The sequence below is a fragment of the Gordonia liuliyuniae genome (genome assembly GCF_021738805.1).
GTDB classification, from domain to species: Bacteria; Actinomycetota; Actinomycetes; order Mycobacteriales; family Mycobacteriaceae; genus Gordonia; species Gordonia liuliyuniae.
This window is the reverse complement of sequence record NZ_JAKKOR010000001.1, coordinates 36100-62741: the sequence shown is the minus strand read 5'-3', so window position 1 is coordinate 62741 and position 26642 is coordinate 36100. Positions and strand designations below refer to the sequence as shown.

The window sequence follows — 26642 nt, the reverse complement described above, 5'->3', positions numbered from 1 at the left end:
CGAACATCTCGGCCCCGCCACGCTCCACTACCCGACACCTCCACCAGTCCGACGAAAGACCGTTCCAGCATGAGCACTGTCCTCCGTGACGCCCACGGCATTCCCCACATCCGCGCCGCGTCCGCCCGGGAGGCGATCTTCACCCAGGGGTACACCACAGGTGTCGACCGCGCATGGCAGGTCGAGTTCCTGCGTCTGCGCGCCGAGGGTCGGACAGCGGAGGTGTTCGGGCCGGCCGGCGTCGGCTGGGACGAGTTCGCCCGGCGGGCCCAGATCGATCGGGCGGCCCGACGGATCCACGACGCGTCGTCCGACCGCACGCGGACGCTGTTGCGGGCGTACGCCGACGGCGTCAACCGGTCGCACGCCGACGCGTACGCCGTCGAGCTGACCGAGTTCGATCACGAGCCGACCGCGTGGAGTCCGTGGACGCCGATCGCGATCTTCATCGTCCAGCATCTGATGTTCGGTCGGTTCGCGACCAAGCTGTGGCGGCTGCACGCACGGCGGGTGCTCGGCGCCGACGCGCTGGCGTTGCTCAACACCGAGGCAGGCGAACCCTCGCACGACCGTGTCCCCGCGATGCCGTCCGCGGAGTTCATGGACGAGCTGCTTCGCCACATCCCGCTGACCGCGCCCGACCCAGACGACGATGTGCCCGACCCCGACGTGCCCGAGCCCGACGTGCCTGCGCTCGGTGACGCGATCTCCGGCAGCAACGCGTGGGGGGTCGCCGCGGCGGGCACCGACACCGGCGCACCGTTGATCGCGGGCGACCCACACCGGTTCATCGAGATCCCCGGCGTCTACCAGCAGTATCACCTGGCGTGTGACGAGTTCGACGTCGTCGGACTCTCGTTCGCGGGCGTCCCCGGCCTCCCCCACTTCGCACACGCGTCGTCGGTGGCGTGGGGCATCACCAATGCGATGGCCGACTACCAAGACGTCTATGTCGAGAAGCTGCGACGAGTCGGCGAGTCGATCGTCGCGGCTACCTCCGACGGCGACGCACCGTGCGAGGTGTGGATCGAACAAGTCCGAGTGCGCGGCGGCGACCCAGTCGATGTGGAGATCATCGCGACCGCCAACGGTTCGGTGATCGTCGGCGGCGCGGACGACCGGTGGGCGATGAGCCTGCGGACGCCGATGCTCTCCGACGCGGCGTCGACGTTCGACGCGGTCCTCGATCTCTTGTTCGCGTCGTCGATCGACGACGTCGAACAGGCGTTGACGAACTGGGTGGAGCCACCCAACCGGATCGTCATCGGCGACTCGTCCGGCGGCCTGCGCCACCACACGGTCGGCCGGTACCCGGTCCGCGCCGACGAGAACTACTGGCTGCCGGTGCCCGGGTGGGACGAGCGGTACACCTGGCAGGGGTACGCCGCGACGTCGCTGAGCGGCTACGACGCCGACGTGCCGACCCACGCCGTGATCGCGAACCAGCGGATCGCCGAATGCCCGCCGATGCAACCGATCACCACCGAGTGCGCTCCGGACGCGCGCGCGAAGCGAATCGACGCCCTGCTCTCCGACGATGTTCCGGTGTCGGTGGACGGCTGCGCCGACATCCACCGCGACGTCGCGAACGGGCACGTCCGCGGGCTCATCGGCCTGGTGTCCGGACTGCGCGATCTGAGCGACGACGCGTCCAGACTTCAGTCGCGTCTGGCCTCGTGGGACGGTGCGATGCACCCCGACAGCGTCGACGCGTATCTGTTCGCCGAGTTCCGCAGCAGGTTCGTCACCGCGATCACCGCCGACGACGCGCTGGCCCCGCTCGGCGAGCCGAACGGTTTTCCGCTGTGGATGACCCCCTACTTCGTGGCCGGGACACGAATCGCCGCAGGCCTCGACGCGGCAATCGCGGGAGCACCACGAATCGGTGTGGATGTGCAGGCCATCGCCGTGCGAGTTCTCGAAGAGCTAGCGGTCGACACCGGGGGCGACACTGGGGGCACCGCGACCGCGTGGGGCGACGTCCACGTGCTCGCCCCGTTTCACGGCATGGACTTCGCAGGCGTCACCGCGTCGTATCCGGAATTGTCCGCGTTGATGCGGCCCGAGCAGGTGCCGCTCGGCGGCGACGCCGAATGCGTGCTCGCGAACGCGAGCGCCGTCGGCTTCTCCCACGTGTGCCGTCTCGGCTCGGTTGCCCGGTACGTGTGGGACGTCGCCGACCGGGACGCCAGCCGATGGATCGTCCCGCTCGGCGTGAGCGGCGACCCGTCGTCCGACCATTTTCAAGACCAGACACGGGTGTGGGCGCGCGGCGACCTCATCGGGGTGGTCTCCGATTGGGATGTCCTCGCCCGTACCGCTGCAGCAGAGGAGATCTCGTGAGCATTCTGAACGACACCCAACGCGAACTGATGCGTCGACGGTTGGCCGCGGCAGGCATCGACGCACCGGTCGAAGACACCGCGTCTGCACCGTCGGAGCCGGCGGCTGCCGACGGTACGCTCGGTATCGCCGAACGCCGGATGTGGAAGATCTACGAGATCGACCCGACGTCCGACTCGCACAACTTCGCGGTGCATCTGACGTTCGGTGCGCCGTACACGCTCGAGCGACTCGTCGAGTCGATGGCGAAGCTCATCGCCTCGTCCGCGGTCGTCGGATCGGTGATCGACGTGACCGACGACGGACCGCGCCGTCGCCCTGCGCCACGCGTTGGCCGGTGGACGGTGCCCGGACGGGTATGGGAGTTCGGTGACATCGCCGCCGACGTCGGCGCCTCCGCGCGGGTCGTCGCACAGGCGCCGTTCGAGTTGACGCGCGAACAACCGTGGCGGGTCCGGGTGCGGGCGCTCGACGACGGCACGGTCTCGGTGATCCTGGTGATCCACCACATCGGCGGCGACGAGACGATCCTGCCGCCGGTACTGACCGCTCTCGTGTCCGGAAGGGCCGCCTCGTGGTCGGGCGGCGGCACCGCCGTCGACCCGTCGACACGCACCGGCGTCCACGCCGATGCCGCAGTACGCCATGCCCAGTCCACGTGGGCCGCCGACGGGGTCCGCTATCCGCTGTCGGGGGAACTGCCGTCGACCACTCCGGAGGAGAGTTGGGTGTCGGTGATGGGTGAGGGCCGCGGCGCGCTCCTGCACCGCCGGCTGCCCGACGAGGTGGTCGCACGTCTGATCGGGTTCGCCCGCACAGTCGACGCGACACCGAACTCACTGTTCGTCGCGGTGTCGGCGCTCACCGTCTACGCGGTGACCGGCACGACCGACTTCGTGATCCTGGTGCCCGCCGACAATCGCGCACCAGCCGAGACCGTCGACCGCGTCGGCTACAGCGGCAACATCGTGCCGATGCGGTTCACGTTCGACCCGGCCGCGACGGTCGGCGACGCGGTCCGGTCCGCCGTCGCGACGGTGTTCGAGTCGATGGAGCATTCATCGGTCGACTACGGCACGATCCTGACGGCCCTGCGTGGGTCCGGTGGACGATTCCCCGTCGCCGAGATCATGACGCTGGTCAAGAACGCTCCGTTGCGCGGCGTCCCGGTCCCCGACGATGCTCGTGTCACGTGTGAGACGGTCTTCAAGGACGTCGTCCACTATCCGCTGAGCATCTCGTTCGAGTTCGACGAGCACGACGCGGTGCATCTGGAACTCGAGTACCGGACCGACGTCCTCGACGGCGCCTACGCCGAGCAGGTCGCCGACGTGGTGGACACACTGACCTCACGACTCCCCGACTCCGCCGACGTCCCTCTCGCACAGTTCGTCGGCTGACGGCCGCGCAGTAAACGCGGCCCAGTTCACATCTGGGCGGCTCGCGGCGGGTCCGCGCCGGGACGCGAGACGGTGACCGCAGCTGCTTTCGCCGCGAAACCGAGGACGTCGGCCCACGCATCGGCGGACATCGACGCGATCCCGGCGACAGTCAGGTCGTGTTCGAGATCGAGTCGCGCGACGACGGCGCCGACGACGGTGTCGCCCGCGCCGATGGTGTCGACGACCTCCGCCGCCACCCCGGGCACGCGCACCACACCGGCAGGCGTGATCGCCGCGATACCGTCACCGCCGAGCGTCACGACGACGGCTTCGACCCCGGCGTCCACCCACGCGAGCAGAGTCGGCGCGACGTCGTCGAAGGTCGAAGCCTCGGGACGATCGGTGAGCCAGGCGATGTCGTCGATCGAGGCTTTCACGATCGTGGTGTGCGCCAGGCGTTCGGCGAACCTGGCGCGGTACGCGGCGGGGTCGTCGACGAGGGCGGCTCGGATGTTGGGATCGACCACCGTGACGCGTCCGGCGGCTGCTTCGCGCGCGAGCACCGCGTCGTACACGGAGGCCCCGGGTTCGAGCACCATCGACACCGTGCCGAACACGACGGCGCGCACCTCGTCGGGGAGCGCACCTGGATCGGTGATGAGCCGGTCGGCGGTGCCGTCGACGTAGAACCCGTACTGGACCGCGCCCGGGTCCGAGGTGTCCGCGACCGCGAGGGTCGTCAGTTCGTCTCCGCGTTGCAGGAGCCCGAGGTCGACGCCCTCGGCACGTAGTCGCGCCACCAGCGAGTCACCGAAACCGTCGGTCGATATCCGTGACAGGAAACCGGTCCGGGCCCCGAGTCGCGCCGCCGCGATCGCCGCGTTGAACGGACCGCCGCCCAACGCGGGCCGCAACGCGGGCGCCCCGTCGTCTGCCATCACTGGGACCAGGTCCACCAGCGCTTCGCCACCGACCACAATCATGTCTCGACCACCTCCGGACTCCACCGTCTCACGTCGCGGGGTTCGGGGCCGCAGCATCCGGCCGACGGGACGCGACGTGCAGCCTCATGCAGAGGCGGACGCGATCACTTCGGTCAGCACCTCGACGAAACGTGCGGGGTACCCCGGCAGGGCGTCGGGGTCGGCGACGATGCCCAGCGTCGTCCGGGTCCCGAGGATCAGGCCGGTCACCGAGAACGAGTAGCCGATCAACGGCGACAGCGCGGTCAATTCGGCGATGTCGCGCCCCAGCACCGCGTGCACGCGAGTGAACCCAGGGTTGATGCCGATGTGGATGTCTGGGCTCATCCGCTTCATGGACTCGGCGACGATCGTGCGCATGTCCGACCACTCGATCGGCGGAGCGCCGTCGACAGCGGCCAACGCGAGGCCTAACCGTCCCTCGTCAATGAGGGCCAACTCCGAACGGGCATGCGCGATCTGACTGGCGAGGTCGGCGTCGTCGCCCGGCAGGTTGAGCAGGGACACTGCGACGGCGTTGCCGGTGTGCCGAAACGCCGGGTCGAGGGTCACGGGCAACGTGACCCGGATGTTCGACGACTGCGGACCGTCAGAGGCAGGCGGCGCGATGCTTACGGCGCGCCCGATCGCCGCGATGAGGAACTCGTGGACCGACGCGTCGTGCGCGCGGGCGGCCCGTCGAAGGGCACGGGTCGACGCCGAGAACACCGCGGTCTCGCGGCGCCCGTGCCCGGTGAGCGTCGGCCACGCGCGGCCTTCCGCACCGTCCATCCACTGCTTCTCGAACGCCGCCCGAGCCGTCGCCAGCACGTCCTCGTCGGGATCGCCGACTCGGAACCGAGGGCTGGTGGCGAAGCGGTCGAAACTCGCCAGGTCGTCGTCCGACCCGTCGGCGAGCAGCGCCGAGAACGCCGCACCGGCGATACCGTCCGACAGACTGTGGTGGACCTTGAGCAGGACGTGCTGCGTGTCCGGCGAGGTCAACAGGGTCAGGTGCCAGTACGGTCGCGGCTGCGGCAACGGCTGTTCGAGGAGAGTGGCCACCGGCACCGCCACGTCCCCGTCGAAGTGCACCTCGGTGACGTGAGCGGGTACGTCGACGACGTCGGCGACCACGATCTCGGGGGCCTCGTCGCGTCCGCCCCGCACACCGACGTGGAACAGTTCGTACCGTCCGACACGGTCGGCCACCCGCTGACGCACGGCGTCGAGCGTCAACGGTTCGCCGCCGGCCAGGGTCAGCAGCATTCCCCAGTGGGCGGGTGCGCCCGGGCCGTCCGAATGCAGATAGGTGAAGTCTGAAGGACCGAATTCGGCGACAGACGGTTCGGCGGCAGCAGTCACTGCGTGACGCCCAACTTGGCGCGGATCGCTTCTTCGAGGTCGCCGACGGTCTTGGCGTCGTAGATCTCGCGCTCGGCGAGCTTCACGCCGAGCTTCTCCTCGATCGCGACGACACCGATGGCGAACGCCACCGAATCCATGCCGAGATCGTCGATCAGCGACGACTCCTCGGTGACACCGTCGAGCGACAGGTCGAGATCCTCGTCGAGGATCTCCTTCAGCGACTCCCGTACCCGGTCAGACATTGACTACTCCTTCTGGTTGGTTCAGCCCAGTGTGGTTCAGCGCAGTGTGGTTCAGCGCAGTGTGGTTCAGCGACCTTCGGACGCGCGCCGGTATCCGCGCACGGCCAACGGTCCGAAGACGGCGAGCAGACCGATGGTCCACACGATGGTCGCGGTGAGCGGCCCGGCGACGGGACCACCCTCGGTCAAGCTGCGGATCGCGTCGATCGCCGGGCTCATCGGCTGATTGCGGACCACCGGCTGCAGCCAGCCCGGATACTCGGAGATCGGCGCGAAACCGCTGTTGAAGAACAGCAGGAACAGGAAGACGCCGCCGAGGAACTGCACCGACTGCGTACCCGATGCGACCGTCGCGAGCGCGATGACGGGGGCGGCGACGCCGACAGCGAAGATCATCGGCACCACCCATGCGCCGAGAGCCGGCAGTACACCCTGCTCGAAACCGAACCCCATCGTCATCGCGACGAGGAACAGCACGACGGTCGCCAACCCCGTCCGGACGGCTTCCGCGGTGAGACGGCCCGCGATGAATCCCGATCGCGACACGGGGAGCGTCCACATGCGCGCAAGCAGTCCGCTGTCCCGTTCGTGGATCAGCGACATCGCGGTCGCGATGGTCCCGTACAGCGCTCCGACGAGTGCGACGAGTCCGGTGTTGCCGAAGATGCTGTCGCCGGAACCGAGTGCGGTCACCGACTTGCCGAACACGAGTTGGAACATCAGCAGCATGAACGTCGGGAACGCCAACGACTGCACGACGATGCCGGGGTCGCGACTCCACGACCTCAACAGCGTGCCGGTGTGGACGGCGATCTGCGCGAGCGGGCCGACCGCACGTCGCGGCGGCCAGATCTGTGCGGTGGTCATCGGGCCGCCTGTCTCCGCGCGACGGCGGCGACCGCGAGCGCGCCCGCGGCCAGCAGACCCACCGCCCACCAGATCACGGCCGTCGGATTGAGGTCGGCACCGGTCGAGAGGGCGCGGAGCGCATCGGAGAACACCGACAGCGGCTGGTTCCGCACGAAGGGTTGGATCCAGCCGGGGAAGCTCTCGGCGGGGACCAGACCGGTCGACGCCATGACGAGGATCAGCTGCGGGATCATCAGGACGCTCGCGACCGCGACGGAACTCGCGGCGACCGAGCCTGCGGCATCGGTGAGCAGGCTCAACGCCAGCCCGAAGAGGACGACCAGGACGAGGAATCCGATCGTGTCGGCGGCATCGCCGTGGAAACGGAAACCGAGGCTGAATCCGACGATCAGACCGCCGCACACCGCCAGGCACATGCGGACGACAACCCACACCATGCGACCGAGAATCGGTGAGACACGCGGGATCGGCAGGCTCATCAGTCGTTCGCGCACACCGGCGCGGGCGTCGGCGCCCGCCACCTCGGTCGCGGCGATCGCGGTGAAGATTCCGGTCTGCAGGAAGATGATCGGGGTCAGGAACTGGGCGTAGTCGCCGCCCGCTGCTTCGAACCGCCGGTGCAGCGGCACATAGAAGCAGAGGAAGAAGACGACGGGGCTCAATGTCGCGAACATCGCGTCGCCGGTCCGGAAGCCGGTGGCCACCTTCTGACGAGCGAGTGCCGCGGTCGCCGACAGCAGTCCGACGGACCGGCGTCGGACGGCGGCTTCGGGAGCCGACGGCACGGTCGGGGCGAGGGTCGCGGTCATCCGGCGTCGACCCCGGTCATCTGCAAGAACACTTCGTCGAGCGACGGTTGGCGCAGACCGATGTCGACGACGTCGATGTGCGCGGTGTCCAAGCGGGCGATGACGTCTCGGACGGCCGACATGCCGTCCGCGGCGCGGACCACGATCCGCGGGTGGGTCGCGGTGGACGCGTCGTCATGTTCGATGACGTCCAGATCAGTCAGCGCGGCGAGAGCGGGTTCGACGTCGGACCGTTGCACCAGGCTCAGTTCGCACACGGCGGCGCCTGCCTGCTGTTTGAGGGTGCCCGGAGTGCCCGACGCCACGACCTTCCCACCGTTGAGCATGACGATGTTGTCGGCGAGACGGTCAGCCTCTTCGAGGTACTGGGTGGTCAGCAGGACGGTGATGCCTTCGGCGCGGAGCCCGGCGACGGTGTCCCACACCGCCGCTCGGCTGCGCGGGTCGAGTCCTGTCGTCGGCTCGTCGAGGAACAGCACCTCCGGTCGCGTGATGAGTGCGCTTGCGATGTCGACACGTCGGCGCATGCCTCCCGACAGCGCGCCGACGCGGCGGGAGCGGACATCGGCGAGGTCGAACTGGTCGACCAGATCGTCGATGCGGCTAGCCAACGCCGCACCGCGCAGACCGGTGAGGCGACCGAAGACCGACAGGTTCTCGGCGGCGGTCAGGCTGTCGTCCATCGACGCGTACTGCCCGGTGAGCGAGATCAGTTCGCGGACTCGCCCGGCTTCGGCGACCACGTCGTGTCCCGCGATCCGCGCGCTCCCCGCGGTGGGACGCTGCAGCGTCGACAGCAGCGTGACCGTGGTCGTCTTCCCGCTTCCGTTCGGTCCGAGGAGGCCGAGGATCTCACCGTGCGGCACCTCGAACGAGATCCCGTCGAGAGCGGTGACACTCCCGTACGTCTTGGTCAGATTCTCCACAGAGATCGCAACGGGCGCTGACATGCGTCCTCCCCTTCGTGGGCGGTTCTCGACACCAGCAGATCACTGGAACATAGGTGAGCCTAACCAATTCGTGGCGGGTTGGCTACGGCGGGTGCTCGCGCAATCACCTAAACGATCTGCGTACTTCGACGCATCCGCGGTGCCGCCAACTCTCACCCTGTTCGCCTTAGCCGCGCGCATGTCCACGCCGGCAGGTCAACGACTGGGCTCGCCTCAACGAATGGGATGCCGATCCAGTTCACGCCGTCTCCGGCGCAGCTGCGCCGATCAGCCGAAGATCTCGGTGAACTTCTGCAACGACGTGTGCACATCGCCTTTCACCGCGAGGGCCGCCGCCTTGCCGACCGGGCCCATCAGCGGGAGGCCGCCGAGGTCGATGAGGAAGCTGATCGTCGAACCGGCACCGTCGGGCTTGACTGCCAGGTTCAGCTTCGCTTTGACACCGCCCTTGCCGGTACCCTCCAGGACGACTTCCCTGGGCCGATCGAACTTTTCGATCTCCCACGTGAACCGGACGCGGGTACCTTTCGCTTTGATCACCGACGACAACGTGGTGCCTTCGGCGAGCTCGTGTGCGGCGGGAAGCCGGCTGCGCCACCCGTCGTGCAACACCAGCCACTCCTCGTAGCGGGACAGGTCGGCGGCCGCCGCGAAGGTATCCTCGGGCGACAGATCGACATGAATGGAGTCACTCGTCTTGGCCATGGTCACCGAGCCTAGCGTCTGCGCACAGGCCCGCGGACTCCTCGGTCGCATTCTCACGTCGCACGGCGTGTCCGCGGTGATCACCGAGGTCGAGGCATACGACGGCCCGCATGATCCGGCGTCGCACGCGTACACGCGGACCCCCAGATCAGAGACGATGTACGGGCCGCCGATGCGCCTCTACGTCTACCGGATCCACGGCCATCACTGCGCGAACATCGTGACCAGCCCCGAAGGCGAAGGGTCGGCGGTACTGATCCGGGCCGGCCGCATCGTCGACGGCCTCGACCTCGCCCGGCAACGACGCGCACCCAGGATCGACGACAAACGCAGGGTCGGCGACGAGTCTTTAGGCCGCGGGCCCGGCAACCTCGCCAAAGCGCTCGGCATCACCATGGCCGACCTGCGCACCGACGTCACAGCCCTGGGCGGCGTCCACCTCGGGGAGCGCGCTCAGAATCCCGAAACGATCGTCGCCGGGCCGCGTGTCGGCGTCCGGCTCGCCGCCGACGAACCGTGGCGGTTCTGGATCGGCGACGAACCGTCCGTGTCCGCGTACCGCCGCCACCCGAAAGCCGGCCGCCAGACTCGCAGCTAGTGGCCAAAACAGCTAGTCCGCCGATCCGGACCACATGGTGGAACAGATCGACGGACTACAAGATTCGCCGGACGAGTCTTACTTGCCTTCCGGCCTGTTCTCGCCGGGCTGGTTCTGGCCGGGCTTGTTCTCGTCAGCCCGCTTCTCGTCAGCACCGACTGCCTTGCGGGCCGCGTCCTGCGCCTTGTCGACCTGCGAAGCGAACTTGTTGCCGGTCGCCTTGTCGACGGCGTCGCCACCCTTCTCGATGAGGTCCGGGTTCGACTTCAGCGCACTCTTTGCCTTGTCAACGATTCCTTTGAGATCCATGGACGAAATTATAGTCACGCATTCAGCGACTCCGCCGACCGACGGCGGTCCACTACTGCGGAGAGCACACGACTGGACACCTCGACGGCAGCGCAACCGACCACCGCGCACACCCCGGCGACGGCCATCATCCCGGCGTTCGACGAATCGAGATGGAACATCCGCTGGCTAAACGGCACCGTGAAGATCAGCACGTACGCGATCACCGACACTGCCACGAGCACGAGTTTCCACCATGTGTACGGGCGCGCGACCACGGCCAGGACGTACACCGCGATCGCGATCATCGTCGCCAACGCCGCCGTGGCGGCCTGCGTCTGCTGGGCGCCGATCGCCTGCGATGCGCCCGCGACCGCCGCGACCGTGTCCGACGGCGCCAACAGCACGTCGCCGGTGTAGCTCGCCAACGCACCCGAATAGTCGCGGTTGACGAACATGAAGCAGACGAACGTCGCCAGGCCGATGATGATGCCGTTCGGAATCGCCTGGGTCAGCACGCGACGGACGAACCCGGTCTTCGCCCGCTCGTTGTTCGGCGCGAGCGACAGGATGAACGCCGGGATGCCGATCGTGAACCACGCCGAGATCGTCACATGGATCGGCTGGAACGGGTAGCTGACGGGATCCCAGCCGAACGCCCTCGCCAACAGTCCGGTGATGCCGATGAGGAGTGCCAACAGCACCGCGTACACAGTTTTTGTGAGGAACAGGTTCGAGACGCGTTCGATGTTGCCGATGACGCGTCGACCCTCGCCCACGACGTACGGGAGCGTCGCGAACTTGTTGTCCAACAACACGATCTGGGCGACGGACCGGGCTGCCGACGAACCGGACCCCATCGCGACGCCGATGTCGGCGTCCTTGAGTGCGAGGACGTCGTTGACGCCGTCACCGGTCATCGCGACCGTGTGCCCCTCCCCCTGCAACGACGCGACCATGGCACGCTTCTGGTCTGGTCGGACACGGCCGAACGCGTCGGCGTGGTCGATCACCTGGGCGAGCTCGCGCTCCTGCGTCGGGAGCTTCCGCGCGTCGACGGCGGACTCCGGGTCGCCGAGGCCCAGCGATGCGGCGACCGCGCCGACGGACAGCGCGTTGTCACCGGAGATCACCTTGACGGCGACGTTCTGTGAATCGAAATATTCGATGGTGTCGCGGGCGTCGGGACGCACCCGCTGCTCCAAGACGATCAACCCGACCGGGGTGATCGCGCCGGGCAGCGTGGAGCCGGCCGCCGGTTCGGAATCGACGAGCGTCGCGCACGTCGCGACGAGCAGGATCCGCAGCCCGGTCGAACCGAGTTCCTGCGCTGCCAGCGCGATCTCCGACTCCGGGTCGAGAAGCACGTCGGGTGCGCCGATCAACCAGTTGCCGCGGTCGACGCCGTCACCGTCGACGAACGAGATTCCGGAGAACTTGTTGGCCGAACTGAACGGCAGGATCGCCGACGTCGACCAACCGGGCGCCTCCGGATACGCCTCAGCCAACGCCTGGATGCTGGCGTTGGGGCGGGGGTCTGCCGCCGCCAGCGCAGCCATCGCGGTCTGCACCTGGATCGGATCGAAGGCGTCGTCGACCACGCGGATCTCCGACAGGCGCATGCCGTTCTCGGTGAGCGTCCCCGTCTTGTCGGTGCACACGACGTCCACTCGCGCGAGGCCCTCGATCGCCGGGAGCTCGTTTACCAGGCACTGCCGCTGGCCGAGCCGGACCACACCGACCGCGAACGCGATCGACGTCATCAGGACCAGACCTTCGGGCACCATCGGCACCAGCGCGGCCACCATGCCGAGCAACGCGGTCCGGAGTCCGTTCTCACTGATGAACAGCTGGTTGACGATCGTCAGGATGCCTGCGGGGATCAACAGCCAGGTGATGACCTTGAGGATCTTGTCGATGCCCGCCCGCAGCTCCGACGAGACGAGCGTGAACTTGCTGGCCTCAGCGGCGAGCTTGGCCGCGTAGGCGTCCGGGCCGACCTTCGTCGCCCGGTAGGCGCCCGAACCGGAGACGACGAAGCTTCCCGACATGATCTCGTCGCCGAGCGACTTGTCGACAGCGTCGGCCTCACCGGTCAGCAGCGACTCGTCGATGTCGAGTGCTTCGGATTCGACGGTCTCGCCGTCGACCACGACCTGGTCGCCCGGACCCAGCTCAATGATGTCGCCGACGACGACCTCGTCGGGCGCGATCTCCTGCGCTGCTCCGTCTCGGCGCACGATCGGCTTGGTCTGGCCGACGATCGCCAACCGGTCGAGAGTCCGCTTGGCTCGGATCTCCTGAATGATGCCGATACCGCTGTTCGCGATGATCAACAAGCCGAACAGCCCGTTGATGAACGACCCGGTGAACGCCACGATCGCGAACAACACACCGAGGATCGCGTTGATGCGGGTGAAGACGTTGGCCTTCACGATGTCGGCGACGCTGCGACCCGACTTGTCCGGCATCGTGTTGACCTGCCCGGCGGCCGTCCGTTCGGCGACCTCCGCCGAGGTCAGGCCGGGCAACCGGTCCATCGTCATGCTCATACGTGTCGCTCCCACCACGTCGGATCGTCTATCGCGGTTCCGACACGGTCGACCGCGTCGAGGGTGGAACCGGGTCGGGGCACGCACACGTCGATCCCCGCCGCTTCCGCCGCGGGCAGCAGCCGCCGGACAGGATCGCCCCACGAATGCCGCGCAAGGTTGAAAGTACCCCAGTGGATCGGGATCAGGAGACTGGCGCGCTCACCCCCGTTCACCAGATCATGAACGGTCACAGCCTCTTCCGGGTTGAGGTGGATGTCGGGCCACAACGGGTCGTACGCCCCGATCGCGATGAGCGTCGCGTCGAACGCACCGTGCTGCTCACCGACTTCCCGGTACCCGTCGGTGAAGCCGGTATCGCCCGAGAAGAAGAACGAGTGCGACGGTCCGCTCACAGCCCAGCTCGCCCACAGCGTCTCGTTCCGAGTAAACCCTCGACCCGAGAAATGGCGGGCCGGGTACGCGTCGAACGTGATTCGGGTGTCGCGCACGGAGACGGTGACGCTCCCGTGCCAGTCGGCGGTGCGGATCTTCTCGGCACCGATGCCCCAGTGGCGCAGGTGGGCGTCGACGCCGATCGGTGCGACGAACATCGCGTCCGGCTGCATCCGCGCGATCGTCGTGACCGTGCCGGTGTCGAGGTGGTCGTAGTGGTCATGGCTGAGCAGGACCACGTCGACGGCGGGCAGCGCCGCCGCCGTGATCGGGACGTCGTGCATCCGCTTGGGCCCCACCAGTTGCGACGGCGAGCATCGGGCACTCAGCACCGGGTCGAGGAGCACACGCACACCGTCGACGTCGACGATCGCGCTCGCATGCCCGAGCCAAGTGATCGAGAGCTCTGCAGGTACGGGCGCCACGACGGGGCGCAGCACCGGAATCACTCCGCTCGGCGCACCGGGGCGGCGCAGCATGTCGACGAACACGCCGGGGCCCGGAGCGCCCTCCGCGACCGCGGCGGGCTCCCGGTTGGCGAAGACGCCGCCCGAACGATTCGGCGATCCCGCGGTGGCCTCCGCGATCGCAGCGGTCGACGCGCCCATCGCGCGCAACGGTCCAGGAATCACAGTCACCGATCCAGAATATGGTCTCGGGGCGTCGGCGCGCTCCGCGTGGCAGCGGAGAGAAGATGACTTCGGCACTTATTTTCGGCGTACGGCCGAAAATAAGTGCCGAAGTCCTTTCACCGACCCGACGATCCTGTGTCATGATGATCACACAAGTTGATCGATCGATCTACTTCCTAGAAGGAGAGGCTGCACCCGATGCCGACGAGCACGTATGAGCCCGATTGGGCCGCCGTCGACGACGCCGTCCGCCGGGCCGGGCTCGACTCCCCCGTTCTGGCGCTCGACCTCGACGCGCTCGAAGCCAACATCAACGATCTGCGCCGTCGCGCGAACGGCGTCCCGATCCGCGTCGCGTCGAAGTCACTGCGGGTGCGTTCGATGATCGACCATGTCCTCGAACGCGACGGCTTCGCCGGAGTCTTAGCTTACGACGTCGCCGAAGCGCACTGGTTGGCGACCGAGTCGGGTGTCGGCGACGTCCTGCTCGGCTATCCGACCTGCCGCCGCGAAGCGCTCGCAGCCCTCCTCGCCGACGAGACCGCGTGTACGCGAGTGACCCTCCTCGTCGACGACCGGGCCCAACTCGACGTCATCGACTCGGTGACCCCGCCCGGCAAGCGTCCGACAGTCCGCATCGCCATCGACCTCGATGCGTCACTCCGCGTCGCAGGCGACCGCGTCCACCTCGGCGTCCGTCGGTCGCCCATCCACTCCGTCGGGCAGGCGACCGCTCTCGCCCGAGCGGTGCAGGCCCGCGACGGGTTCCGCCTGGTCGGCGTCATGTCGTACGAGGCGCAGGTCGCCGGGGTCGGGAACGGGGTCGACGGCAAGACCGCCATGAACACCGCTGTACGCGCGATGCAGGCGGTGTCGATGCGTGAGCTCCGACATCGGCGAGGCGACGTCGTCGCGGCGTTGCGGCACATCGCCGACCTCGAGATCGTCAACGCAGGCGGCACCGGATCACTCGAGGAGACGGCGAAGGACACGTCGGTCACCGACATCGCCGCAGGATCCGGGCTGTTCGGCGGGCACCTGTTCGACAACTACCGCCACTTTCGTCCCGCCCCGGCGATGGCCTTCGGCCTCGACGTGCTGCGACGGCCCGCTGACGGAATCGTCACGTGCGGCAGCGGCGGATGGATCGCGTCCGGGCCGCCCGCCCTCGACCGTCTACCGAAACCGGTGTGGCCGGCAGGCCTGGAGTACGTGGGCACCGAGTCGGCAGGCGAAGTGCAGACTCCGCTCGCAGGCGAAGCTGCCGACGAGTTGTCGATCGGCGACCGAGTATGGTTCCGCCACACCAAGTCCGGCGAGGTCTGCGAACGATCCGAGCGGGTGGCGCTGATTCGGCGAGACGCGGCGGGCGTCGCCGACGTCGTGGACGTGGTCCCGACCTATCGAGGCGAAGGGAAGTGCTTCGGATGACTGGAATCTGGACTAACTGGGGCGGCACCGTCTCGTACACGCCAGCCGAGGTGATCACGCCGCGGACCGTCGACGAGCTGGCCGATGCGGTCCGCGGGGCGGTCGGACGCGGCGACACGGTGAAACCGGTCGGCGCGGGCCACAGCTTCACACCGATCGCCGTCGCACCCGGGATCCAGGTGAACCTGTCGGGACTGCGCGGCATCCGAGCCGTCGACCTGGACCGCAGGCGAGTGACGCTCGCCGCGGGGACCCACCTGCACGAGATCCCGGCGATCCTGGAACCACTCGGACTGGCGATGCAGAATCTCGGGGACATCGATCGGCAGACCATCGCCGGGGCGACGTCGACAGGCACCCACGGGACGGGAGCCCGGTTCGGCGGGATCTCCACGCAGATCCGTGGGGTACAACTCGTCGACGGCACCGGCACGATCCGCGACATCGGCGAAGACGACCCGGACCTGAAGGCGGCTGCCCTCGGTCTCGGCGCGCTCGGTGTACTCACCGAGATCACCCTGCAGTGCGTCGACGCGTTCGCCGTCCGCGCCGTCGAAGGGCCCGGAGACGTCGACGACGTCGTCGACGGGTTCCTCGACCGGGTCGCCGAATTCGACCACTACGAGTTCTACTGGTTCCCGCACACGCGCGCGACGCTCACCAAGTCGAACAGCAGGCTGCCCGCGGACACTCCGTCCGACGGTCCGAGCCCGCTGCGCCGGTACATCGACGACGAACTGCTGGCCAACCGCACTCTCGGAGCGCTGACGGCTGCGGGGTCACGGGTGCCGCGGCTGGTCCCGGTCTTCAACCAGGTGGTCGGCCGCGCGTTGTCGGCGCGCACCTACACCGACCGGTCGGACAAGGTGTTCGTCTCCGATCGCGACGTCCGTTTCCGCGAGATGGAGTACGCGCTCCCGCTCGCCGAGGTGCCGGACGCACTACGCGAGGTCCGGTCGGTGATCGAAGGTCGCCACCGCGTCAGCTTCCCGATCGAAGTGCGGTCTGCAGCCGCCGACGATCTCATGCTGTCGACGGCGAGCGGCCGCACGTCCGGCTACATCGCCGTTCACCGCTACCACCGCGACGCCCCCGCCTCGGTGCGGGACTACTTCCGCGACGTCGAAGCGATCATGACGGCCCACGGCGGTCGCCCGCACTGGGGCAAGCTGCATACACGCGACGCCGACTACTTCCGCGAGGTGTATCCGCAGTTCGGCGCGTTCCTCGCCGTGCGGGACCGCTTCGATCCGCAGCGTGTGTTCACGAACCCGTACCTGGAAACCGTCCTGGGTTCGTGACGCTTATTTGCCCTGGAAGACCGGCGGTCGCTTCTCATCGCGGGCGGCGCGAGCCTCTTTCGCGTCGTCACTCATCCATGCGGCGATCATCGCGTCGTGCCGGTCCTTCGGCGCCTCGTCGCGCGCGCCGTCGCCGGTGAAGACCATCTTGTAGTGGCGGAGCGTCAGCGGTGCGTAACCGGCGATGGTGGCGGCCCAGTGCTGCGCGTCGGCGAGGTCGCCGATCTTGTTGGCGAAGCCGAGATCGTAGGCGCGGTCCGCCGAGAGCGGCTCACAGCCGATCAGGATGCCGCGCGCGGGACCGCCGCCGACGAGCGACACGAGACGCCGGATCGTCCATTCGTCCAGGGCGACGCCGATCTTCGCCGCCGGGATGCCTGCGACGGCTCCGGGAGCGATCACCCGCAGGTCCGCGGCCATAGCCAACTGGAGGCCGCCGCCGAGCGCCGGACCGTTGACGGCGGCGATCACCGGAATCGGTGTCGACTCGATCTGCTCGATCACCTCGACGAGCCGTTCGGGGAACGCCGGGTCGTACACCGGCCCCGACAGGTCGGCGCCCGCGCTGAACACCGAACCACGCCCGGTCAGGACGATGACGCGCGCGCCCGCGTCGACGGCGTCAGTGAATGCCTGCGACAGGTCGCGCAGCATGTCGTAGTCGAGGGCGTTGCGCTTGGCCTCGCGGGCCAGCTCGATGGTGGTCACTGGGCCAGCTGTGCTGCTCACGATCATGGGTGGCAGGATACCGAGGCCCGCGGACGCCCGCTCAGTCGGCGAGTGGATTCGGCGTGTCCATCGTTCCCCACCGGACGGCGAGACCGTCGAGCAGCAGATCGAGACCGAGCCGGTAGTCGTCGTCGACACCATCCTCTGCCTCGTCGGCGGGACCACCGATGTAGCCGCCGGAGAGCATCAGAGGCGCGAGGTACGGCAACCGCTCGACGGTGACCACTTCCCCGAGTTCGGCGAAGGCCTCGGCGCCGAACTCGACGTCTTCCTGCCCCGCCAGGTCCCGTTCGAGGCCGGCGAACGACGCCACGTACGACGAGAGCGCGAGGACCACCGAAATCTGTTCTCCACCGCCGAGGCCGAGTTCGCTGAGGGCGCGCATCCCCCGGTCGGCGATGTACATCGACACAGGCATCAACACTGACGTCGGCCCCCGCGGAACGTCGAGCATCCATGGATGCTCGCGATACATGTCCCGGAGAAGGTCGGCCCACGCGCGCAGATCCTCGCGCCAGCCCGCCGCGGGCACCTCGGCTGCCGACGTCGGTAGCAGCGACTCCGAGCCGATCATGAGCAGGAGCAGTTCGTCCTTGTTGGCAACGTACCGGTACAGAGACATGGTGGTGAACCCAAGCTCTTTGGCGACCCTGGCCATGGTGACCGCCGCGATGCCCTCCGCGTCGGCGATCGCGATCGCCTGGGTGACGATCTGCTCGTGCGAGAGTCCGCGTCGCGGCCCGTTCTGCGACGGCACATACGTCCCCCACGCGATCGCGACCGGTCTGGGTAGTCCACTCTCGGTCTTCTCCGTCATGCCCCCACCCTATGTCCGACCGACAACTCTGTGTACATGACCCACTGTGTATGTCATACTCTGTATATGTCCTACACAGATGCTCCGATCATTCAGCTCACCGACCTCACCAAGCGCTATGGCGACCACCCCGTGCTGACCGGCCTGTCCCTGACAGTGGCACCGGGCATCCACGCACTCCTCGGGCCGAACGGCGCCGGGAAGACCACGCTCATCGACATCCTCACCACACTCCGGCCCCACGACGACGGCGCCGCGACCGTCCTCGGCCTTGACCTGACCACGGCCGGAGCCGACATCCGCCGCCGAATCAGCGTGACGGGCCAGTTCGCGACCGTCGACGAAGTCCTCACCGGGCGGGAGAACCTGATCATGATGGCGCGACTCCTCGGACTGTCGTCCCGCGCCGCCCGCAGCCGGGCAGACGAACTCCTCGATCGCTTCGATCTCGCCGCCGCCGCAGATCGACGCGCCTCCACGTATTCCGGCGGCATGCGACGACGCCTCGACCTCGCCGTCAGCCTCATCTGGCCGCCCGAGATCCTCTTCCTCGACGAGCCGACCACCGGACTCGACGCGCACAGCAGGCTGGCGTTGTGGCAGCAGATCCGCGAACTCGCCGAGCACGGCACGAACGTCTTCCTCACCACCCAGTACCTGGAGGAGGCTGACGCGCTCGCCGACGAGATCTCGGTGCTCGACCACGGCCGGATCGTCGCGCGCGGTAGCGCAGCCGAACTCAAGGAGCGAGTCGGCGGCGCAATGCTCACCCTGCTCGACGACGGCGTCGTCATCGACGAGATCCCCACGGACGGGTCGGCGCGCGACCTCGCACGTCTGACCGCCGCCGTCGCCGTCGACCGACCGGGGCTCGTCGTCGAACTGCGGCGCCCGACCCTCGACGACGCCTTCCTTCAACTCACCGGTCACATCGGTGGTCCCGCCACGACACCGGAGGCAGCGTGATGACCACCCCGGCCCCGGGCGTGAGCACCCTCACCGCCTCGCGCATCCTCATCGGCCGATCGGTCCGCCACAGCGTCCGCGACATCGACGCGATGATCATGGCGGTGATGCTGCCCGTGATGCTCATGCTGCTGTTCGTCTTCGTCTTCGGCGGCGCGATCTCCGACACCGGCAGCTACCTCGACTACGTGGTACCCGGCATCGTGCTGACGTGCGCCGGGTTCGGTGCGGCGAGTACGGGGGTGTCGGTCAGCCAGGACATGACATCGGGCGCCATCGACCGGTTGCGCACCATGCCGGTGTCCGCGGCGACCGTTCTCGTCGGCCACACGGTGGCGAGCGTCCTCCGCAACCTGGTCGCGACCGGCGTCGTCATCCTCGTCGCCGTCGCCCTCGGGTTCCGCCCCCACGCGAACATCGTCGACGCCGTCGGCGCGCTCGGCCTCATCGCGCTGTACATCCTGGCTATCACGTCGGTATTCGCGATGCTCGGACTGGTCGCGGGATCGGCCGAAGCCGCCAGCGGCTACGGATTTGTCATCCTGTTCCTGCCGTACGCGTCCAGCGCATTCGTCCCCATCGACTCGATGCCCGGATGGCTCCAGGCGTTCGCGGCGCACCAGCCGGCGACCCCGGTGATCGAAGCGACTCGAGCGCTTCTGGCCGGCCAGGCGCCCGGGGGCGATGCGGTCATCGCCGTCGTCTGGTGCGTCGGGATCATCGCGGTCGCGGCCGCGCTGACCGCCTGGGTGTTCCCGCGCCGCACCGCGCGGTGAGCGCGAACTCGCAGACGACGCGACGCCCGGAACCATCGGTTCCGGGCGTCGCGTCGGTCAGTCTCAGGCGCCGAGCAGGTCGATCACGAAGATCAGCGTCTTACCCGAGAGGCGGTGTCCCGCCCCTTCGGGGCCGTAGGCGAGCTCCGGCGGCACGACGAGGCGGCGGCGGCCGCCGACCTTCATGCCGGGGATGCCCTCCTGCCATCCGGGGATCAACGCCTCGAGCGGGAAGTTCGCGCTCTGGCCGCGGTCCCACGACGAGTCGAACTCTTCGCCGGTCTCGAACTCGACGCCAACGTAGTGCACGTCGACCATCCCGCCGCGCTGGGCTTCGGCGCCGTCGCCGACGACCAGATCGGTGATCTGGAGTTCGGTCGGGGCCGGCCCCTCGGGGAATTCGACTTCGGGTTTGGTGTTGTCAGCCATGATTCTAACGATCTCCCATCGACACGAAGTCGCGCTCGGTGTAACCGGTGTACAGCTGGCGCGGACGGCCGATCTTGGTGGTCGGGTCGGCGTGCATCTCGCGCCAGTGCGCGATCCAACCGGGCAGACGGCCCAGCGCGAAGAGCACGGTGAACATGCGCGTCGGGAAACCCATCGCGCGGTAGATGACGCCGGTGTAGAAGTCGACGTTCGGGTAGAGCTTGCGCTCGATGAAGTAGTCGTCGCTGAGCGCGACTTCTTCCAGCCCCTTCGCGATGTCGAGGAGCTCGTCTTCGACGCCGAGCGAGGCGAGGATCTGATCGGCGGTCTTCTTCACGATCGCGGCACGCGGATCGTAGTTCTTGTAGACGCGGTGACCGAAGCCCATGAGCTTCACACCGTCTTCCTTGTTCTTCACCTTGGTCATGAAGGCCTTGGTGTCGCCGCCCGACGCGCGGATCTCGTCGAGCATCTCCAGGACGGCCTGGTTGGCTCCGCCGTGCAGCGGGCCCCAGAGTGCGTTGATGCCGCCCGAGATCGACGTGAATAGGTTGGCCTGCGACGAACCGACGAGGCGGACCGTCGACGTCGAGCAGTTCTGCTCGTGGTCGGCATGCAGGATGAACAGCATGTCGAGCGCCTTGGCGATCTCGGGATTCACCTCGTACGGCTCGGCGGGGAAGCCGAAGGTCATGCGCAGGAAGTTCTCGACGAGGCTCAGCGAGTTGTCCGGGTACAGGAACGGCTGACCCTGCGACTTCTTGTACGCGTAGGCGGCGATCGTCGGGAGCTTCGCGAGGAGTCGGATGGTCGCGAGCTCGACCTGCTCGGGATCCTTCGGATCGAGGGAGTCCTGGTAGTAGGCGCTCAGTGCGTTGACGGCGCTCGAAACCACCGGCATCGGATGTGCGTTGCGCGGGAACCCGTCGAAGAAACGCTTGAGGTCCTCGTGCAGCAGCGTGTGGCGCTGGATGCGCGTGGTGAAGTCCTCGAGCTCACTCGGGGTCGGCAGCTCGCCGTAGATCAGCAGGTAGCTGACCTCGATGAACGTCGACCGCTCGGCGAGCTGGTCGATCGGGATGCCGCGGTAGCGCAGGATGCCCGCGTCGCCGTCGATGTAGGTGATCGACGACTTGGTCGACGCGGTGTTCACGAAACCGCCGTCGAACGTCGTCAGGCCGGTCGTCGACAGGAACGAGCCGAGTGCGACCGAGTCGCTGCCCTCCGATGCCTTCAGTATAGGAAGATCGATCTTTCCACCGGGGTAGGTGAAAGTACCGGTCTGCTGATCGGCGGCGCCATTCTCCACGGACACACAAACCCCTTAGCAATCGCGGGTGAGCAGTTGTTGGTTACAACTTAGTCGGCTTTCGACTCGGCCGCCCACTGAGGGTCCCCCGGGGATCACCACGGGTTTGCTCACAGGGAAGCCTGCGACTTCTCTCGTCGCCCGCTCAGCTTACTCATATCCCGATACCGTGAGTTCATGCGCGAGCACCCGGCGGGAGACGACGCTCTCCTCCTCGACTTCAGCGGACATGACGACCCCGCATCCGCGGCGGCGCACGCCGCGACGGCGTTGCGGAGGGCTGCGGACGACGGCCGACTGATTGTCGCTGATGTGGTGGCTGGAGCCGAAACGGTTCTGGTGGAAGCGCTTCCGGGCACCGGCGTGAACGAGTTGGGGGTTCGTCGCGTCGTGCACGACTTAGCGGCGGGCCACCGGAGGGCCGACGACCCGGCGTCGAACTCGGGCGATCCAGTGGTCATCGCGACGGCGTACGACGGGCCCGACCTCGCCGCCGCCGCATCGATCGCCTGCTGTTCGGTCGACGACCTGATCCGAGCGCACACAGCGGTGCTCTGGCGGGTTCAGTTCATGGGGTTCGCCCCCGGGTTCGGGTACCTGATCCCCGACGGTTCGAGTGAGATATCTGACATCGAGCTGCTCGCCCAAGTCGGGCGACGCGGCCAATCCCGACCCGCCGTCCCGTCCGGATCGGTCGCGGCCGCGGCCGGCTACAGCGCCGTCTATCCACGCGAGAGCCCAGGCGGATGGCATCTCCTCGGTCGCACGACCCGCCGGATGTGGGACTCGTCTGCGGTCCCGCCGGCGATCCTCTCGACGGGTTCGACCGTTCGTTTCGAGCAGGTGCGCGCATGACCGGCCCGCACGCCGAGTTCGAGGTCGCCTCGACGGGGCTCCTCGCGACGGTGCAGGACCTCGGCCGGCCGGGGCACGCACACCTGGGCGTGCCCCGTTCGGGCGGCGCCGACCTGGAGTCGTTCGCGCTCGCCAACCGGCTCGTCGGCAATCTCGAGGACGCCGCGTGCGTCGAGGTGACGCTCGGCGGCTTCTCGGCTCGGCTCCACGGGACCGCTCTCGTTGCCGTCGCCGGGCCGACCACCGTCGTGCGGGTCGACGGGCGCGAGGTCGGCAGCCATTCGGCGATCGCGCTCAAGAACGGCCAGACGTTGTCGGTGACGGCTCCACGCCGCGGCTGCCGCAACTACGTGTCGGTCCGTGGCGGGTTCGCCGTGGCCGCTGAACTCGGCTCACGATCAACCGACACGCTGTCCGGTCTGGGGCCTGCGCCCCTCGCGGTCGGCGACGAGCTGCCTGTCGGCACACTGTCGTCGACGTGGCCCGCGGTGATGCTCGCGCCGCCCGCTCCGTGCCCGGCGTCGCCAACTGTCACGCTGACCGTTCGCCTCGGTCCACGCGCCGACCGCCTCGTCGCTCCGGATTCGCTGACCGCCGGGGCATGGGTGGTTAATCCGGCGAGCAATCGGATCGGCGTGCGCGTGGATCGCCCCATCGACAGCACCGAACCTGTTGTGGCACAACGTGATCTGCCGGAGATCGCGTCCGAGGGTGTGCCGCTCGGCGGGGTGCAGATTCCACCGAGTGGACAGCCGGTGATGTTCCTCGCTGACCATCCGGTGACCGGCGGTTACCCGGTCGTCGCGGTCCTGACGCCGTCGTCACTGCACCTCGCGGCACAGCTCGTCGCCGGCGACCGTGTGCGGTTCGACCTCGGGTGAGCCATTGCCTTTAGGATGAGACGCATCTAGAGTTTCGTCTCATGACGGACGTGCTGCCCTTCCAAGCGACCGACCCCGATACACAGACCCTGCCATCACTCGGGCCCGACTCGGTGACCTGGCGGTACTTCGGTGACTGGCGCGGCATGCTGATGGGCCTGTGGTCGGGGTCGATGCAGAACATGCATCCGAAGCTGGCTGCGGGCGTCTGGGACCACTCCGACTTCTTCGGCGAGCGCTGGGAACGTCTGATGCGCTCGCTGTATCCGATCTCGGGCGTCGTCTTCGACCAGACACCGGAGACCGGCCGAGAGGTCCGTGACTATCACCTGACGATCAAGGGCACGATGAACGACGGGCGGCGTTACCACGCACTCGACCCGGATGTCTTCTACTGGGCGCACGCAACGTTCTGGTACGGGAACATCCGGTGCGCGGAGGCGTTCGGCCCGCCCATCTCGGAAGCCGACAAGCGCGCCCTGTTCGAGGAGTCGCGCAACTGGTACGCCGCGTACGGAATCAGCATGCGCCCGTGCCCGGACACGTACGAGGAGTTCTTGGAGTACTGGGATCACATGTGCCGCAGGGTGCTCCGTGACCACGATGCGGTGCGAACCGTCCTCGACATCACGTCGCTGCCCGCCCCGCCGTGGGCGCAGCCGTGGATGCCGAACTGGGTGTGGAAACGGCAGGTGAGGGTGGTCCAGCGCCTGTTCATGTGGATCACGACCGGCCTCTACGACGAGCCGATCCGCGAGATGATGGGTCTGACGTGGACCAATAAGGACGAACGGCGGTTCCGGCGGTTCGGCACGGCTGTCGACCGGACCCTGCGTCTGCTGCCTGCCCGCTACCGCCGCCACCCGCGCGCCCGTGACGCCGACGACCGGGTCAGCGGCCGCGTCGCGCCTGGGGCTCCCCTCTTGGAGACACCGACCCGCAACCTGCCGACCGGCGCCGAGCGCGACAACCCGATCCACTACTGCCCCGTCCACGCGGGTCGCCGCGCCAACCTCCCATGGCAGAGCAACGAGGTAAACGACTGAGCCGACCGGATTTCGAACCCGATCACGCCTTCCGTTCGCGCACGATCACCCGGTACCGCCAGAACGCAGGCACCGCGAGGGCGGCGAGAACGGTTCCGATCACGGTAAGGACGCCGCCCCCGGCGACGGTCGCGGCCGTGCCCGCGACTGCGGCGGACCCACCGTGCGCGACGTCGGCGATGCGCGGACCACCGGCGACGATGACGGTGAAGACCCCCTGCAAGCGGCCGCGGACATCGTCGTTGGCGGCAGACTGCAGCATCGTCTGCCGGAAGGCGGCCGACGCCATGTCGGCGGCGCCGCCGACCATCAACGCAACCACGACCAGCGGCAGGACCGGGAGCGGCGAACCATTCGCGAACAGCAGCAACACACCAGACACCGTGATCGCCAGACCCCACACGACAATGCAGATGATCACCGCGCGTCCCTGCCGCTGCACTCGCGACACCCAACCCGACAGCACCCCACCGACGACGGCGCCGAGCGGAATCGCGATGAACAGCAACGCGAACGCGACACCGCCGTCGGTCGGTCCACCGAAGTCCTCGTGCGCCATCTGCGGGAACAGCGCGCGCGGCATGCCGAAGATCATCGCGATGAGATCGACGACGAACGACATCAACAGCACTGGCTGCGTCTTCAAATAGACGAGGCCGTCGATCACCGACTTGAGGCCCGGCGTCGTCGGCCTGACCCCCTCGGGCAGTTCCGGCGGCAGCGACGGCAACGCGATCACCGCCCACAGTGTGGCGAGCAGACAGATCGAGTCCACGAGGTAGAGCAGCGAGAAGCCGAGCACCGGGATCAACGCGCCGCCGACCAGCGGGCCGGCGATCGCACCAGCCTGCATCACGGTCATGTTCAACGAGTTCGCCGCCGGGAGATCCTCCTGCTCCAGGATCCGCGGGAGGACGGCGGTACGCGTCGGCTGGTTGACGGCGAAGAACGCCTGCTGCAGCGAGAACACGCCCAACAGGATCCACACATTGTTCCAGCCCGCCGCCGCCTGCGCCCAGAACAGCACGCCCGTCGCGATCAGCCCGAAGGTGGTGACGAGCAGGATGCGGCGGCGGTCGAACGTGTCGGCGAGCGCCCCGCCCCACAGACCGAAGACCACGAGCGGCACGAGACCGAACACTCCGGTCAACCCGACGTACGCCGAACTCCCGGTCATCGCGTAGATCTGCGCGGGCACCGCGACCACCGTCAACTGCGCGCCGATGACGGTGACGATGTTCGCCCACCACAGGCGACTGAAGTTCTTGTTCTTCAGCGGCGTGGTGTCGGCGAGGAGTCGAGCCACTACGGTTGCAGCCGGTCGACGCGCCACGAATCGCCGTCACGCACCGCACGCACCCGGTTGTGGAGGCGGTCGGCGCGTCCCTGCCAGAATTCGACGACCTCCGGCTCGATCCGGTAGCCGCCCCAGTCCGCCGGGATCGGGACGGGCCGGTCGGCGCCGAGGTCGGCGGCGACTCCGGCGGCCTTGGCCTCCAACGCCGCGCGCGACACGATGGGACGAGACTGGTCGGACGCCGACGCCGATACCTGCGATCCGCGCGGACGCGAACTCCAGTACGCGGCTGTCTCCGCGGCGCTCACCTTGACCACGCGTCCCCGGACGTGCACCTGCCGCTCCATCGCGATCCATGGAAACGTCGCCGACGCATACGGATTCGTCGCGAGCGCACGCCCTTTGTCGGAGCCGTATCCGGTGAAGAAGACGATTCCGTCGTCGCTCACGCCTTTACAGAGGACTGTCCGGGTGGCCGGTCGACCGTCCGCGTCGACCGTGCCCACGATCATCGCGTTCGGTTCGGTGACGCCCGCGGTGATCGCGTCAGCGAGCCAGGCGTCGAACAGGGCGCGCCACGGCGGATCGCCGGTCAACCACGCCACGTCGAGGTTCTCGGCGACACCGTCGCGGCCCGTCGCGTCGGCCGCTCCGTACCCGACTCGCATG

General features: G+C 68.1%; 26 protein-coding genes. 10 read left to right on the top strand and 16 right to left on the bottom strand.

The window, feature by feature from the left end:
• Positions 1-69 precede the first annotated feature (69 nt).
• Both L5G33_RS00290 and L5G33_RS00285 read left to right on the top strand, forming a co-directional pair.
• Positions 70-2343 carry a penicillin acylase family protein gene (locus L5G33_RS00290; protein ID WP_236996143.1) on the top strand — a complete coding sequence of 758 codons (2274 nt, stop codon included), beginning with the start codon at positions 70-72 and terminating at the stop codon, positions 2341-2343.
• Positions 2340-3743 carry a condensation domain-containing protein gene (locus tag L5G33_RS00285; RefSeq protein ID WP_236996142.1) on the top strand — a complete coding sequence of 468 codons (1404 nt, stop codon included), beginning with the start codon at positions 2340-2342 and terminating at the stop codon, positions 3741-3743. Before L5G33_RS00290 ends, L5G33_RS00285 begins: the two co-directional genes overlap by 4 nt.
• 26 nt (positions 3744-3769) lie before the next feature.
• Here the strand turns inward: L5G33_RS00285 and L5G33_RS00280 are convergent, their stop codons facing one another.
• From L5G33_RS00280 to L5G33_RS00250, 7 genes are all read right to left on the bottom strand, one after another.
• Positions 3770-4708: a carbohydrate kinase family protein gene (locus L5G33_RS00280; protein ID WP_236996141.1), complete on the bottom strand. Its 939-nt coding sequence runs from the start codon at positions 4706-4708 to the stop codon at positions 3770-3772.
• A gap of 84 nt (positions 4709-4792) precedes the next feature.
• Positions 4793-6052: a wax ester/triacylglycerol synthase domain-containing protein gene (locus L5G33_RS00275; RefSeq protein ID WP_236996140.1), complete on the bottom strand. Its 1260-nt coding sequence runs from the start codon at positions 6050-6052 to the stop codon at positions 4793-4795.
• Positions 6049-6297 (bottom strand): acyl carrier protein, encoded by a 249-nt coding sequence (locus tag L5G33_RS00270; RefSeq protein ID WP_236996139.1) that lies wholly within the window; start codon positions 6295-6297, stop codon positions 6049-6051. The genes L5G33_RS00275 and L5G33_RS00270 overlap by 4 nt, the downstream gene beginning before the upstream one ends.
• 66 nt (positions 6298-6363) lie before the next feature.
• Positions 6364-7164 carry an ABC transporter permease gene (locus tag L5G33_RS00265; protein ID WP_236996138.1) on the bottom strand — a complete coding sequence of 267 codons (801 nt, stop codon included), beginning with the start codon at positions 7162-7164 and terminating at the stop codon, positions 6364-6366.
• Positions 7161-7976 (bottom strand): ABC transporter permease, encoded by an 816-nt coding sequence (locus L5G33_RS00260; protein WP_236996137.1) that lies wholly within the window; start codon positions 7974-7976, stop codon positions 7161-7163. Before L5G33_RS00260 ends, L5G33_RS00265 begins: the two co-directional genes overlap by 4 nt.
• Positions 7973-8926: an ATP-binding cassette domain-containing protein gene (locus tag L5G33_RS00255; protein ID WP_236996136.1), complete on the bottom strand. Its 954-nt coding sequence runs from the start codon at positions 8924-8926 to the stop codon at positions 7973-7975. The genes L5G33_RS00260 and L5G33_RS00255 overlap by 4 nt, the downstream gene beginning before the upstream one ends.
• Positions 8927-9193: 267 nt before the next feature.
• Positions 9194-9631, bottom strand: coding sequence for a type II toxin-antitoxin system Rv0910 family toxin (locus L5G33_RS00250; protein ID WP_236996135.1), 438 nt, complete (start codon positions 9629-9631; stop codon positions 9194-9196).
• On the opposite strand from L5G33_RS00250, the gene L5G33_RS00245 reads away from it, so the two are divergent.
• Positions 9609-10229 (top strand): DNA-3-methyladenine glycosylase, encoded by a 621-nt coding sequence (locus tag L5G33_RS00245; protein WP_236996134.1) that lies wholly within the window; start codon positions 9609-9611, stop codon positions 10227-10229. The two genes, L5G33_RS00250 and L5G33_RS00245, sit on opposite strands and share 23 nt — an antisense overlap.
• 78 nt (positions 10230-10307) lie before the next feature.
• Here L5G33_RS00245 and L5G33_RS00240 read toward each other — a convergent pair whose 3' ends face one another.
• The 3 genes from L5G33_RS00240 to L5G33_RS00230 are packed head-to-tail and all read right to left on the bottom strand — an operon-like array spanning position 10308 to position 14142.
• Positions 10308-10538: an antitoxin gene (locus L5G33_RS00240; protein WP_236996133.1), complete on the bottom strand. Its 231-nt coding sequence runs from the start codon at positions 10536-10538 to the stop codon at positions 10308-10310.
• 14 nt (positions 10539-10552) lie between these two features.
• Positions 10553-13069 carry an HAD-IC family P-type ATPase gene (locus tag L5G33_RS00235; protein ID WP_236996132.1) on the bottom strand — a complete coding sequence of 839 codons (2517 nt, stop codon included), beginning with the start codon at positions 13067-13069 and terminating at the stop codon, positions 10553-10555.
• Positions 13066-14142 (bottom strand): MBL fold metallo-hydrolase, encoded by a 1077-nt coding sequence (locus L5G33_RS00230; protein WP_236996131.1) that lies wholly within the window; start codon positions 14140-14142, stop codon positions 13066-13068. The genes L5G33_RS00235 and L5G33_RS00230 overlap by 4 nt, the downstream gene beginning before the upstream one ends.
• Before the next feature lie 192 nt (positions 14143-14334).
• Between L5G33_RS00230 and L5G33_RS00225 the strand changes: the two genes are divergently transcribed.
• Positions 14335-15567 (top strand): alanine racemase, encoded by a 1233-nt coding sequence (locus L5G33_RS00225; protein WP_236996130.1) that lies wholly within the window; start codon positions 14335-14337, stop codon positions 15565-15567.
• Positions 15564-16868, top strand: coding sequence for a D-arabinono-1,4-lactone oxidase (locus L5G33_RS00220; protein WP_236996129.1), 1305 nt, complete (start codon positions 15564-15566; stop codon positions 16866-16868). The genes L5G33_RS00225 and L5G33_RS00220 overlap by 4 nt, the downstream gene beginning before the upstream one ends.
• A gap of 3 nt (positions 16869-16871) precedes the next feature.
• Here L5G33_RS00220 and L5G33_RS00215 read toward each other — a convergent pair whose 3' ends face one another.
• On the bottom strand, positions 16872-17603 hold the full coding sequence (locus L5G33_RS00215; RefSeq protein ID WP_236996128.1) for an enoyl-CoA hydratase: 732 nt from the start codon (positions 17601-17603) through the stop codon (positions 16872-16874).
• A gap of 34 nt (positions 17604-17637) precedes the next feature.
• Positions 17638-18414, bottom strand: a complete 777-nt coding sequence (locus L5G33_RS00210) for a TetR/AcrR family transcriptional regulator (RefSeq protein WP_236996127.1) — start codon at positions 18412-18414, stop codon at positions 17638-17640.
• Between the two features lie 66 nt (positions 18415-18480).
• Here L5G33_RS00210 and L5G33_RS00205 point away from each other — a divergent pair, with 66 nt between their 5' ends.
• Positions 18481-19380, top strand: a complete 900-nt coding sequence (locus L5G33_RS00205; protein WP_236996126.1) for an ATP-binding cassette domain-containing protein — start codon at positions 18481-18483, stop codon at positions 19378-19380.
• A complete protein-coding gene (locus tag L5G33_RS00200) occupies positions 19380-20156 on the top strand; it encodes an ABC transporter permease (protein ID WP_236996125.1) in 777 nt (258 codons plus the stop codon). Before L5G33_RS00205 ends, L5G33_RS00200 begins: the two co-directional genes overlap by 1 nt.
• 63 nt (positions 20157-20219) lie before the next feature.
• Here the strand turns inward: L5G33_RS00200 and L5G33_RS00195 are convergent, their stop codons facing one another.
• Both L5G33_RS00195 and L5G33_RS00190 read right to left on the bottom strand, forming a co-directional pair.
• Positions 20220-20585, bottom strand: coding sequence for an FKBP-type peptidyl-prolyl cis-trans isomerase (locus L5G33_RS00195; RefSeq protein WP_236996124.1), 366 nt, complete (start codon positions 20583-20585; stop codon positions 20220-20222).
• Between the two features lie 4 nt (positions 20586-20589).
• Entirely contained in the window at positions 20590-21900 is a 1311-nt protein-coding gene (locus L5G33_RS00190; RefSeq protein ID WP_236996123.1) for a citrate synthase, read from the bottom strand.
• 171 nt (positions 21901-22071) lie between these two features.
• Between L5G33_RS00190 and L5G33_RS00185 the strand changes: the two genes are divergently transcribed.
• Genes L5G33_RS00185 through L5G33_RS00175 form a run of 3 tightly spaced genes read left to right on the top strand, consistent with a single transcriptional unit; the run spans position 22072 to position 24676 of the window.
• On the top strand, positions 22072-22749 hold the full coding sequence (locus L5G33_RS00185) for a 5-oxoprolinase subunit B family protein (RefSeq protein WP_236996122.1): 678 nt from the start codon (positions 22072-22074) through the stop codon (positions 22747-22749).
• A complete protein-coding gene (locus L5G33_RS00180; protein WP_236996121.1) occupies positions 22746-23630 on the top strand; it encodes a 5-oxoprolinase subunit C family protein in 885 nt (294 codons plus the stop codon). The genes L5G33_RS00185 and L5G33_RS00180 overlap by 4 nt, the downstream gene beginning before the upstream one ends.
• A gap of 41 nt (positions 23631-23671) precedes the next feature.
• Positions 23672-24676 carry an oxygenase MpaB family protein gene (locus L5G33_RS00175; RefSeq protein ID WP_236996120.1) on the top strand — a complete coding sequence of 335 codons (1005 nt, stop codon included), beginning with the start codon at positions 23672-23674 and terminating at the stop codon, positions 24674-24676.
• 22 nt (positions 24677-24698) lie between these two features.
• On the opposite strand, the gene L5G33_RS00170 is transcribed toward L5G33_RS00175, so the two are convergent.
• Both L5G33_RS00170 and pdxH read right to left on the bottom strand, forming a co-directional pair.
• Complete coding sequence (locus L5G33_RS00170) at positions 24699-25982, bottom strand: MFS transporter (protein WP_236996627.1); 1284 nt, start codon at positions 25980-25982, stop codon at positions 24699-24701.
• The gene (gene pdxH / locus L5G33_RS00165) at positions 25982-26641 is read right to left on the bottom strand and encodes a pyridoxamine 5'-phosphate oxidase (RefSeq protein ID WP_236996626.1); all 660 of its coding nucleotides are present in this window, start codon (positions 26639-26641) and stop codon (positions 25982-25984) included. The genes L5G33_RS00170 and pdxH overlap by 1 nt, the downstream gene beginning before the upstream one ends.
• Position 26642 lies beyond the last annotated feature (1 nt).